An 11,543-nucleotide genomic window follows, 5' to 3' on the forward strand; every position below is an offset into this window, starting at 1 on the left:
GTACCGCCTCGCGGTACGGGGGCGTTCGTGCGTGTCAGCCCCGGGCGGTGCGCAGGGCGACGACGACGTCGTCGTAGCGCTCGAGCTCGTCCGCCAGGGGGACGAGGACGCCCCGCTCGACGGTCGCGTCGACCGCGCGGGTGAGCTCGCGGCGCACCGTCGCCGCCCGCCGCGAGGCGCGCCAGCGCGCGAGAAGGCGGCCGAGGACGGCGAGGAGGACCCCCGCCGCGACGCCCCCGAGGAGGAGCGCCGTCGGCCACGGGAGGGGGCCCGCCATCGGCGTCTCGGGGACGGGGAGCCGGAGGTACCCGGCGCCGGCGAGCCCACCGAGCCACAGGGCACCGGCGATCGCCGCGGTGAGGAAGAGCACCTGCAGGGCGCCGAGGGCGCGCCACCAGCCCGGGGTGCGCTCGGTACCCACGTCGGCGCGCGCCACGGTGCGGTCGAGCTCGTCGACCAGCCCAGGGACCCACCCCTCGGCGTCGGCGAGGACCTGGGAACGCCACCGCGGCGGCAGGTGCCGCGTGCTCGACCACACGAGCTCGTGGACGTCCGCGTGCACGGCGGCGCTGTGCGCGGACGACACCGGCGGCAGCGAGGTGGGCGCGGTGCCCGCGCCGTCGAGGTGGAGGCGGCGCAGCGGGTCGGGGCGCAGCCGGGCGACCCACCGCAGCGGCGGCCAGCCCACGTGCCGCACGGCCCGCCGCACGTAGGAGCGGCGCACCGCCTGCGCGACGGTCTCCACGCCGGCCGCCCGCGCGGCGGAGCGAACGAGGCCGTCGGCGGCCCGCGCGGGCACCGGGCCGGGGCGCGAGGCCGTGAGGTCGGCCCCGGACGCGGCGGCGATGGCACCCGCCGCGGTGGCGACGTCCGCGCCGAGGCGGGCTCGGGCCGCGCGCCCCTCGCGGGCGACGGTCGCCAGCCGCGCGGTGAGGTCCGCGAGGCCCGCGCCGGTCCGGGCGGACGCGAGGAGCACCTCCACCGAGCCGAGCCCGTCCCGGGCGAGGAGCTCGCGCAGGTGGGCCACGACGCCGTCGACGTCGTCGGGGGCGAGCCGGTCCACCTGGTTGAGGACGACGAGGCTCACCTCGGCGTGCTCGGTCATCTGCTGGAGGTACTCCTCGTGGATGACGCCGTCGGCGTACTTCTGCGGGTCGACGACCCAGACGAGGACGTCGACGCGCTGGGCGAGCCGGGCGGCGACGGCCCGGTTCTCGGCCGACGTGGAGTCGATGTCGGGCAGGTCGAGCAGCACCAGGCCGTCGAGGTCGCGGTGCGCGCCGCGCTCGACGCGGTCCGGCACGTCGAGCCAGTCGAGGAGGTCCCCCGCGCTGTCCTCGCCCCAGACGACGGCGAGGGGGCGCCGGGTGGTGGGGCGGCGGGCGTCCACCCGGGCCACGTCGGCGCCGACGAACCGGTTGAGCAGGCTCGACTTGCCGGAGCCGGTGGCCCCGAGGAACGCCGCGACGGTGAGCCCGGCGCCGAGGCGCTGGCGCTCGGCCGCGCGCTCGAGGACGTCCCGCGCGGGGGCGAGGACCTCCTCGGGCAGGCGCCCCTCGGCGCGCTCGACGGCGTGGCCGAGCTGGCCGAGCCGGGTCCCGAGGTCGGGTTCCGGGGCGCGCCGCCTCACCGGGACATCCCCGCGGCGTGCAGCCCGGCGCGGACGCGGTCGATGGCGGCGGCGACGGCCACGGGCGCCTCGCGGTCGATGCCCAGGGCGTCGAGCCGGCCCGTGTGGGCGTACGCCTCCTCGGCGAACAGCCGGCCCGTCCGCCGGCGCAGGTCCTCGCTCGCGGCGGCGGCCATCTCGCGCACGGCCTGGTCGCCGAAGACCATCTCGAGGACCTTCTGCCCGACGACGGCGGTGCCGCCGGCGACGCCGAACTCCGCGCCGGTGATGCCGCCGGAGAGGGCGAAGACGACGAGCATGAGGCTCACGCCCGAGACGTTGACGCCGAGGGAGAGCATCCGGGCGCGGGTGCGCCGGTCCTCGCCCTCGGTGCGGACGCGGTCGAGGATCCCCTGCTGCCAGGCCCGGACCTCGACCTCGACGCGTTCGGCGAGCCCGGCGCGGGCGCCGGCCGGGTCCGCCAGGGCGGCCTCCGGCGCGTCGAGGAGAGCCCGGCCGGCGGGGTCGGCCTGCCAGGCGCGGCGGGCGTCGAGCGCGGCGCGCTCGGCCTCGGCGACGATGAGCGTGACGAGGCCGGACTCCACCGCCTCGGCGACGCGGGTCTGCGGCGCGGGCCGCCCGCGGAAGGCGTCGGTGATGCGGTCGCGCAGGCGCCCGATCGAGGCCTCGAGGCTGCGGAACCACTCCCCCGTGCCGACGAACTCCTGCCACCGGGCGAGGACCTCGCCGCGCAGCAGCGTGCCGTCGGCCGTCGTGTCCATCACGCGCTCCACGGCGGCGGTGTAGGCGTCGTGGACGGCGTCGGCCAACGCGGTGGCCTCGGCCACCTGCTCGCCGGCGGCACCGGCCACCTCCTGGGCGCGGCCCAGCGCCGCGCCCACCGCGCCGAGCAGGGTCTGCCGGGCCACCGCGGCGCGCGTGTGGGCGTCCGCGGCGAGGCCCTGCAGCCAGGAGCGGACGTGGGCGACGTCGGCCTCGGGGAGCATGCCGCGGGTGTCCCGGGCGGTCTCGGAGACGACGAAGAGCGGCGCGTGGGCGAGGTTCTCGGTGACGAGGTGCGCCGCGAGGTCCGCCCGCACGTCCGCGGCGTCACCGGGGGGCACCCGGTCGAGGACGATGCCGACGACCACCCGGCGCGCGGCGGCCTCGCGCAGGAGCGCCCAGGGGACGGCGTCGGCGTACCGGGCCGCCGTGGTGACGAAGAGCCACAGGTCGGCCGCCGCGAGGAGCTGCGCCGCGAGGGCGCGGTTCTCGGAGACGACCGAGTCGATGTCGGGGGCGTCGAGGAGCGCGAGCCCGGGCGGGACGCTGTCGACGGCGCGCAGCTCGAGCTCGGCGTGCATGGCCTCGCCCGTGCCGCCGGGCGCGGCGGGCCGGTCGGCGGCCCGCACCCGGGCGAGGTGCGGGAGGATCCGGCCGTCCTCGAACCAGGCGGCGTCGGCGGGGTGGTGGACGAGGACCGGGCGCCGCGTCGTCGGGCGGATCGCCGACGCGTAGGACACCTCGGCCCGCACGAGGGAATTGACCAGGGTCGACTTGCCCGCACCGGTCGACCCGCCGACGACGGCGAGCAGGGGCGCCTCGAGCGAGGCGAACCGGGGGATGACGTAGTCGTCGAGCTGGTCGACCACGCCGGACCGCAGGGCGCGCGACGCCGGGACGCCGGGGACCTCGAGCGGCAGGCGCACGTCGGCGAGGAGGGCGCTGAGGGCGCGCAGGGCGCTCACCGCCTCGGGCGCGCCGGGCTGGCCCGCCGCGCCGTCGGCCGGTGCGGTGCTCATGACGTCCCGCGCTCGGCCGCGACGACGCGCGGCCACAGGTCGTCGGCGGGCGGGCGCCACGTCTGCGCGTCCGCGCCCACCTGGTCGCCGCTGCGGATGTCCTTGACCTCGTCGCCGTCGGCGCCGGGGAACCACACGTACGGGATGCCGCGGCGGTCCGCGTGCCGGATCTGCTTGCCGAACTTCGCCGCGGCCGGGGCCACCTCCACCGGCACGCCGCCGGCGCGCAGGCGCGCCGCGACGGCGTCGCTGGCGGGGCGGTCCTCCTCCGAGGCGACGGCGACAAGGACGGCGGCGGGCACCGCGCGGGTGGCGCGGGCGAGGTCCGCGCTGAGGATGCGCGCCACCAGCCGGCTCACGCCGATGGACAGCCCGACGCCCGGGTAGGTCCGGGAGCCGTCGGAGGCGAGGGAGTCGTACCGCCCACCCGAGCAGATCGAGCCGAGGTCCTCGTGACCCACGAGCGTGGTCTCGTAGACCGACCCGGTGTAGTAGTCGAGGCCCCGGGCGATGGACAGGTCCGCGACCACGACGCCCGGGGCGCGCTCGGCGGCGGCGGTGACGAGCGCGACGAGCTCACCGAGCCCCTCCTCGAGGAGGTCGGTACGCACCCCCAGCGCGCGGACGCGGTCGGCGACGGACGCGTCCGTCCCGCTGATCGAGGCGAGGTCGAGGGCGGCGCGGGCCTGCTCCGGGGTGGCGCCGGCGTCGCGCTGGAGGAGCTCGGCGACGGCGTCCGGCCCGATCTTGGCGAGCTTGTCGATGGCACGCAGGGCGCCGTCGACGTCGTCCAGGCCGATGCCCTCGTAGAACCCCTGGGCGATCTTGCGGTTGTTCACCGCGATGCGCACCGGCGGGATGGGCAGGGCGCTCAGCGCCTCGGCCATGACCAGGGGCAGCTCCACCTCGTAGTGGAACGGCAGCGTGTCGGCGCCCACGACGTCGATGTCCGCCTGGGTGAACTCCCGGAAGCGCCCATCCTGGGGCCGCTCACCGCGCCACACCTTCTGGATCTGGTACCGCTTGAAGGGGAACGCGAGGGTGCCCGCGTGCTCGAGTACGTACCGGGCGAGCGGGACGGTGAGGTCGAAGTGGAGCCCGAGGCGCTTGTCGCCGGCGTGGTCGTCCCCCGCCTCGCCCTGGAGCCGCGAGAGGACGTAGACCTCCTTGGACGTCTCCCCCTTGCGCAGCAGCTCGCCGAGCGGCTCGACCGCGCGCGTCTCGATGCCGGCGAAGGAGTGGAGCTCGAAGGTACGGCGCAGGACGTCGAGGACGTGGGCCTCGACGGCGCGGTCGGCGGGGAGCCACTCGGGGAATCCGGACAGGGGGGTAGGACGTGCCATACCGGTGATCTTCCCACCTCGTCACGGGGGTCCGCGAGGCGGCGCGGGTGATCTCAGACGCGCAGGGCGGCGGCGAGGTAGGGGTTCGCGGCGCGCTCCGCGCCGACCGAGCTCGTGGGACCGTGCCCGGGCAGGATCGTCGTGCTGTCGGGGAACCGGGCGGCGATCGCCCGCAGGGTGGCGTTGTGGGCCTGCGGATCGCCGCCGGGCAGGTCGGTGCGCCCGACGGAGCCGGCGAAGAGCACGTCGCCCGTGAGGACGACGTCGGCGTCGGGCGGCGTCCCGTGGGGCCCGGGCTCCCCTCGGGCCGCCCCGACCAGGACGAGCAGGGTGCTCCCGGGCGTGTGGCCCGGGGCGGGGACGGCCTCGACCACGACGCCGTCGACGAGCTCGTGCCGCCCCGGGGCCAGAACCGCCGGGTGGGCCGGGGTGCGCCAAGGGGTCGCCGCCAGCGACCGGAACAGGTCCACCATCGGGCTCCCGAGCCAGGCGGCCGGGTCGTCGAGGCGGGGCAGGTCCGCCTCGGCGACGAGGACCGGGGCGTCCCCGGCGACCTCCGCGGCGTCCCACAGGTGGTCGGGGTGGCCGTGCGTGACGGCGACGGCGCCCACCACCAGGCCGTGGCGCTCGAGCGCGCCGCGTACCACCCCCGCCGAGCCGGCCCCCGGGTCGACGACGAGCGCGGGGCGCCCCGGCCCGGCGGCGACGACGTAGCAGTTGGCCTCGAGCACGGGCGCGAGGACGCGCTGGATGAGCATGACCTCACCGTAGGGCCGGTCCGGCCGACAACCGGCCCGCGAGACGGCGGAACGCGCGCGACGGACCCGCCTAGACTGTCGGCGATCAGTCGTCGCGATGACGCACGTCACGTCGTCGCTCGTGAGGAGGTCGGATGACCCCGAGCAGTAGGCAGCAGCGCGAGTACGAGCGTCGCCGCGTGGAGAAGTGGCAGGCCCGCCAACGGGCGAGGCAGATCCGGCGGCGCCAGCGTCTCGTCATCGGCGGCGTCCTCGCCGGGGTCGCGGTGGTGGGCATCGTCGTCGCCCTGCTCCTCCTCAACCGGCCGGACGACGGCGCCGACCCCGCGGCCACCGCCACGGCCACGCCGAGCGCCACGCCGAGCGCCGCGCCGACGGCGTCCGCGGAGCCCCTGCCGACGACGGACCCCCAGCTGTACGACGCGGCGCCCGACCCCGCCGAGGCCGAGGGCCGCACGTGGGAGGCGACGCTGACCACGAGCGCCGGGGACATCGGGATCGAGCTCGACGGCGCCGCCGCCCCGCAGGCGACGGCGAGCTTCCTCCGCCTGGCGCGTGACGGGTTCTACACCGGCACCGCGTGCCACCGCCTGCTGCCCGACTCGCTCCTGCAGTGCGGCGACCCGACCGCCACCGGGACGGGGGGCCCGGGGTACGGCTTCGGGCCGATCGAGAACGCGCCCGAGGACGACCTCTACCCCGCCGGCACCGTCGCCATGGCGCGCCAGGGCAACAACGGCGAGTCCATGGGCAGCCAGTTCTTCCTCGTCTTCGAGGACGTCACCCTGCCGTCCGACGACGCGGGCGGCTACACCGTGTTCGGCCGCATCACCAGCGGGCTCGAGCTCCTCCAGGAGGTCGCCACCCAGGGGACCGTACCTGGCACCGAGCAGCCCGTTGTCCCCGTCACCATCGAAGGAGTGACCGTCCAGTGACCGAGCAGACGACCCAGCCCGCCGAGGAGCGCCCCGACGTGACCGAGCCCGACGCGGTCACCCCCGCCGACGCCGCGCCCGCGGACGCCCCGGACGCCGACGCCCAGGACGCCGACGCCCAGGACGCCGACCTTCCCGCAGACGCCCCGACGGCCGAGGACGCTCGGACCGACGTCGAGGAGGCCGCGGCTCCGCTGACGGACGAGGCTGACGTGGCCGATGACGCCCCGGTGACCGACGAGGCTCCCGCTCCGCTGACGGACGAGGCTTACGTGACCGACGACGCCCGGGCTCCGGTGGTGGACGAGGCTCCGGCTCCGCTGATGGACGAGGCTTACGTGGCCGACGACGCCTCGGTGGCTGGCGAGGCTCCCCTGGCGGACGAGGCTCCCTCTCCCGTGACCGACGAGGCCGCTACGGCCGAGGCCACGCCCGCGCAGGTCGACGCCGCAGACGCGCTGGCCTCGGTCAGCGCGGTGGAGGCCGGACCCGCGCCGGCGCCGGAGGCTGTCGACGCACCGGACGCACCGGACGCACCCGCGGGGGAGGCGGCCCCCGCCGAGGCGGAGCCCGCCCCTGAGGCGGACGCCCCGGCCGCCGAAGCCGAGGCCCCGGCCACCGACGCCGGTCCGACCGAGGCAACCGACGCCGGTCCGACCGAGGCACCCCACGCCGCTGCCGACGCCACCGGCGCGGGCGAGCCCGTCGAGGACGCCCAGGCGACCGCACAGCCGGCCCCGGCCGCAGGCCCGCCCACCGACCGTCCCGACGGCCGTCCCACCCCGCGCGTGCTGGCCCGCCCCGCCGCCCGACGCCCCGCACCCGGGGCCGGCGGGACCGCACCTGCGGTCCCCGTCCCGCCCGTCGACGCGCACGACGCCGCCGCCGCGGCGGCCTGGGGCCGCGTCGACCCGGACGGCACCGTCTGGGTCCGCGAGGCCGCCGGGGAGCGCAGCGTCGGCCAGTACCCCGGGGCCGACACCGAGGAGGCCCTCGCCTTCTACGTCCGGCGCTTCCTCGACATCCAGGCCCAGGTGGCGCTCTTCGAGGCCCGCCTGCCGCACCTGTCGACCAAGGAGATGGACCAGACCCTCAAGACGCTGCGGGACAGCCTCGAGGCGCCGACCGCGGTCGGGGACCTCGACGGCCTGCGCGCCCGGGTCGAAGGCCTGGCCCAGCGGGCGGCGGAGCGTCGCAAGGAGCTCGCCGCCGAGCGCGAGGCGGCCAAGGCGCAGGCGCTGACGGAGCGCACCGCCATCGTCGAGCGCGCCGAGGAGATCGCCGGCACCGACCCGGCCCGCCTCCAGTGGCGGGCCAGCGGGGAGGAGCTCCGCGCCCTCCTCGACCGGTGGAAGTCGGCACAGCGGTCCGGACCGCGCCTGGACCGTCCCAGCGAGGACGAGCTGTGGAAGCGCTTCTCCCACGCCCGTACGACGTTCGACCGGCACCGCCGTCAGTACTTCGCCGAGCTCGACGCCACCCAGGGCCAGGCCAAGGCCGCCAAGGAGAAGCTCGTCGAGCGCGCGGAGGCGCTCTCGGGGTCCACCGAGTGGGGGGCGACCGCAGCCGCCTACCGCGGGCTCATGGACGAGTGGAAGGCCGCCGGCCGGGCGAGCCGCAAGGACGACGACGCCCTCTGGGCGCGCTTCCGCGCAGCCCAGCAGGCGTTCTTCGACGCCCGCAGCGCCCAGAACGCGAAGGTCGACGAGGAGTTCGGGCAGAACCTCGAGCGCAAGCTCGAGCTGCTCACCCAGGCCGAGGCCCTGCTGCCCGTCACGGACGCCGGGGCGGCCAAGAGCGCGCTGCGACGCATCCAGGACGCCTGGGACGAGATCGGCAAGGTGCCGCGGGCCGACGTCCAGCGGGTCGAGGCCCGGATGCGGGCGGTCGAGCAGGCCGTCCGTGACGCCGACGAGGCACGCTGGCACAAGAGCGACCCCGAGAAGAAGGCCCGGGCCGAGGGCGCGGCCGCCCAGCTCCAGGAGGCCATCGTCGGCCTCGAGCAGGAGGTCGCGGCGGCCGAGGCCTCCGGGGACGAGCGGGCCGCTGTGCGCGCCCGCGAGGCCCTCGAGGCGCGCCGGCTCTGGCTCGACCAGGTGCTGCGGGCGGCGGGCGAGGGCCACTAGCCCCCACCCGCTCCCCACGCCGCGCGATCCACACCCGCCCCGCACCCGTCCCGCTCCGAGCGGGGCGGGTGCGGCAGCGTGGGGCCATGAGCTCCCTCGACTGGCTCCGCCCGGCCGCTCCGGAGCCCGTGCTCGCCTGCTCGCTCGACGACGCGGGCCTGCGATGGGCGGCCCTCGACGGGCTGCTCGCCCCCGCGGGACCGGGCGGCCTGGCCGCCACCGACCTCCTCGCCGGTCCCACCGGCCGGGCGGACGCGCTCGCGCCGGGGCTGCCGCCGGGTGTGGCGCTCGCCCGCGCGTCCGCCGTCTGGGTCCACACGGGCCGGCACCGGCCGACCGTCACGGAGGTGCTCGTCCCGCGCGGACGCCGGTGGCACGCCCCGCACCTGCGCGTCCACACCCAGGGCATCGACCCGGGCGACCTCGTCCGCGTCGGGGCCGCGCTCGTCACCTCGCCGGTCCGCACGGCCGCCGACGTCGCCCGGTGGACGCCCTGCCCGGCGGCGACGGCCCAGCTCGCCGACCTTCTCGCGACGGGCGTCGACCCGGCGGAGGTCACCGACCACCTTGAGCACCACCGGCACGAGCCCCATACCCGGCGGGCGCGGGAGCTTCTCGCCGCCGTCAGTGCTCGGCCGCGGGCTCCATCCGGGCCCCGGTGAGCCGGTAGACGTCGAAGACGCCGTCGATGCGACGCACGGCCGCCAGGACGTGACCCAGGTGGGACGGCTCGGCCATCTCGAAGACGAACTTCGACAGCGCCACCCGGTCCCGGCTGGTCGTCACCGACGCGGAGAGGATGTTCACGTGGTTGTCCGACAGGACGCGCGTGACGTCGGAGAGCAGCCCGGACCGGTCGAGGGCCTCCACCTGGACCTGCACGAGGAACGTGCTCTGGCCGTGGGGCGCCCACGAGACGTTGACCATGCGCTCCGGCTGGGACCGCAGCGACTCGAGGTTGCCGCAGTCCGTCCGGTGCACGGAGATGCCCGAGCCGCGGGTGACGAACCCCGTGATCGGGTCCCCGGGCACCGGGGTGCAGCAGCGGGCGAGCTTGACCCACACGTCGACGTCCTGCATGCCCTCGACGACGATCCCCGGGTCGCCTGTGCGCGGGCGGGCCCGGTGCTCGCCCGGCATGGTGGCCTCGGCGAGGTCCTCCTCGGCCCCGGACTCCCCGCCCATCGAGGCGACGAGGCGCTGGACGACGCTCGTGGCGGAGACGTGGCTCTCCCCCACCGCCGCGTACAGCGCCGAGACGTCGGCGTACCGCATGTCGTGGGCGAGCGCCGTGAGCGAGTCGTGCGACATGAGGCGCTGGATGGGCAGGTTCTGCTTGCGCATCGCCTTGGCGATGAGCGCCTTGCCGGCCTCGATCGCCTCCTCGCGGCGCTCCTTGGTGAACCAGGCGCGGATCTTGTTGCGCGCGCGGGGGCTGGTGACGAAGTTCAGCCAGTCGCGGCTCGGCCCGGCGGTCTCCGACTTCGACGTGAAGATCTCGACGGTGTCGCCGTTCTCCAGCGTGGACTCCAGCGGCACGAGCCGCCCGTTGACGCGCGCCCCCACGGTCCGGTGGCCCACCTCGGTGTGCACCGCGTAGGCGAAGTCCACCGGCGTGGCGCCCGGCGGCAGGGCCATGACGTCACCCTTGGGCGTGAAGACGTACACCTGGGAGCCGGAGATCTCGAACCGCAGCGAGTCGAGGAACTCCCCCGGGTCCGCCGTCTCCCGCTGCCAGTCGACGAGCTGGCGCAGCCAGCTCATCTCGTTCCCCGTCGAGGCCTGCGGAGCCCCGCGGCCCTCCCGGGGCGCCTCCTTGTACTTCCAGTGCGCGGCGACGCCGTACTCCGCCCGGCGGTGCATGTCGTAGGTGCGGATCTGGATCTCCACCGGCTTGCCGCCCGGCCCCACGACCGTGGTGTGCAGCGACTGGTAGAGGTTGAACTTCGGCATGGCGATGTAGTCCTTGAACCGCCCCACCATGGGGTTCCACCGCGCGTGCATCGTGCCCAGGACGGCGTAACAGTCACGCACCGACTCCACGAGCACCCGGATGCCGACCAGGTCGAAGATGTCGTCGAAGTCGCGGCCCCGCACGATCATCTTCTGGTAGATCGAGTAGTAGTGCTTGGGCCGGCCGGTGACCGTCGCCTTGATCTTGTTGGCGCGCAGGTCCGCCTCGATCTGCTCCCGCACGGTCGCGAGGTACTCCTCGCGCGCGGGCGCCCGCTCCGCGACGAGGTGGACGATCTCCTCGTACACCTTGGGGTAGAGCGTGGCGAAGGAGAGGTCCTCGAGCTCCCACTTGATGGTGTTCATCCCGAGGCGGTGCGCCAGGGGCGCGTAGATCTCGAGCGTCTCGCGAGCCTTGCGCTCCGCCGACGAGGAGGAGACGTACTTCCACGTGCGGGCGTTGTGCAGGCGGTCGGCGAGCTTGATGACGAGCACGCGGATGTCGCGCGACATCGCCACGACCATCTTGCGGACCGTCTCGGCCTCGGCCGCCTCGCCGTAGGTGACCTTGTCGAGCTTGGTGACGCCGTCGACGAGGAGGGCGATCTCGTCCCCGAAGTCCGCCCGGAGGTCGGTGAGGCGGTAGTCGGTGTCCTCGACCGTGTCGTGGAGGAGCGCCGCGGCGAGCGTCGACGGCGTCATGCCCAGCTCGGCGAGGATCGTGGCGACCGCGACCGGGTGCGTGATGTAGGGGTCGCCGCTCTTGCGCTGCTGACCGCGGTGGGCGCGCTCGGCGACCTGGTAGGCGCGCTCGATGACGCCGGTGTCCGCCCGCGGGTGGTTGGCGCGCACGGCGCGCAGCACCGGCTCGATCGCCGGCGAGCTGGTGTGGCCGCGCCCGCCGAGGCGCACGAGCCGTGAGCGCACGCGGGAGCCCGGGACGACCGGGTCGCCCTGGGCCGGCTGCGTGCCGGTCACGATCTCCTCTGCCACCCGGCAATTCTAGGCACCTGGGCG

8 protein-coding genes are annotated in these 11,543 nt (G+C 76.1%); 3 read left to right on the plus strand and 5 right to left on the minus strand.

Translation table 11 applies throughout. From position 1 onward, the window contains the following. Positions 1 to 34 precede the first annotated feature (34 nt). From EBO36_RS08015 to EBO36_RS08030, 4 genes are read right to left on the minus strand one after another with little or no spacing between them, the layout of a single operon-like run. A complete protein-coding gene (locus EBO36_RS08015; protein ID WP_122824150.1) occupies positions 35 to 1,630 on the minus strand; it encodes a GTPase in 1,596 nt (531 codons plus the stop codon). After that, positions 1,627 to 3,411: a dynamin family protein gene (locus EBO36_RS08020; protein ID WP_122825536.1), complete on the minus strand. Its 1,785-nt coding sequence runs from the start codon at positions 3,409 to 3,411 to the stop codon at positions 1,627 to 1,629. Before EBO36_RS08020 ends, EBO36_RS08015 begins: the two co-directional genes overlap by 4 nt. Further along, complete coding sequence (gene hisS / locus EBO36_RS08025) at positions 3,408 to 4,754, minus strand: histidine--tRNA ligase (protein WP_122824151.1); 1,347 nt, start codon at positions 4,752 to 4,754, stop codon at positions 3,408 to 3,410. The genes EBO36_RS08020 and hisS overlap by 4 nt, the downstream gene beginning before the upstream one ends. A 53-nt stretch (positions 4,755 to 4,807) precedes the next feature. Beyond that, positions 4,808 to 5,512, minus strand: a complete 705-nt coding sequence (locus EBO36_RS08030) for an MBL fold metallo-hydrolase (protein WP_122824152.1) — start codon at positions 5,510 to 5,512, stop codon at positions 4,808 to 4,810. 134 nt (positions 5,513 to 5,646) lie between these two features. Here EBO36_RS08030 and EBO36_RS08035 point away from each other — a divergent pair, with 134 nt between their 5' ends. The 3 genes from EBO36_RS08035 (at position 5,647) to EBO36_RS08045 (ending at position 9,235) form a co-directional block, all read left to right on the plus strand. Beyond that, entirely contained in the window at positions 5,647 to 6,447 is an 801-nt protein-coding gene (locus EBO36_RS08035; RefSeq protein ID WP_122824153.1) for a peptidylprolyl isomerase, read from the plus strand. Beyond that, the gene (locus EBO36_RS08040; RefSeq protein WP_244925235.1) at positions 6,444 to 8,573 is read left to right on the plus strand and encodes a DUF349 domain-containing protein; all 2,130 of its coding nucleotides are present in this window, start codon (positions 6,444 to 6,446) and stop codon (positions 8,571 to 8,573) included. Before EBO36_RS08035 ends, EBO36_RS08040 begins: the two co-directional genes overlap by 4 nt. Positions 8,574 to 8,659: 86 nt before the next feature. Beyond that, the gene (locus EBO36_RS08045) at positions 8,660 to 9,235 is read left to right on the plus strand and encodes a hypothetical protein (RefSeq protein WP_122824154.1); all 576 of its coding nucleotides are present in this window, start codon (positions 8,660 to 8,662) and stop codon (positions 9,233 to 9,235) included. On the opposite strand, the gene EBO36_RS08050 is transcribed toward EBO36_RS08045, so the two are convergent. Further along, positions 9,198 to 11,519, minus strand: coding sequence for a RelA/SpoT family protein (locus EBO36_RS08050; protein ID WP_122824155.1), 2,322 nt, complete (start codon positions 11,517 to 11,519; stop codon positions 9,198 to 9,200). The two genes, EBO36_RS08045 and EBO36_RS08050, sit on opposite strands and share 38 nt — an antisense overlap. Between the last annotated feature and the right edge of the window lie 24 nt (positions 11,520 to 11,543).

The organism is Georgenia faecalis, from assembly GCF_003710105.1.
GTDB lineage: Bacteria > Actinomycetota > Actinomycetes > Actinomycetales > Actinomycetaceae > Georgenia_A > Georgenia_A faecalis.

What these genes read in the sequence shown, in the direction of transcription:
- EBO36_RS08020 (WP_122825536.1), bottom strand. Translation starts at nt 3,411, where the DNA reads ATGAGCACCGCACCGGCCGACGGCGCGGCGGGCCAGCCCGGCGCGCCC.
- hisS (WP_122824151.1), bottom strand. Translation starts at nt 4,754, where the DNA reads ATGGCACGTCCTACCCCCCTGTCCGGATTCCCCGAGTGGCTCCCCGCC.
- EBO36_RS08030 (WP_122824152.1), bottom strand. Translation starts at nt 5,512, where the DNA reads ATGCTCATCCAGCGCGTCCTCGCGCCCGTGCTCGAGGCCAACTGCTAC.
- EBO36_RS08035 (WP_122824153.1), top strand. Translation starts at nt 5,647, where the DNA reads ATGACCCCGAGCAGTAGGCAGCAGCGCGAGTACGAGCGTCGCCGCGTG.
- EBO36_RS08045 (WP_122824154.1), top strand. Translation starts at nt 8,660, where the DNA reads ATGAGCTCCCTCGACTGGCTCCGCCCGGCCGCTCCGGAGCCCGTGCTC.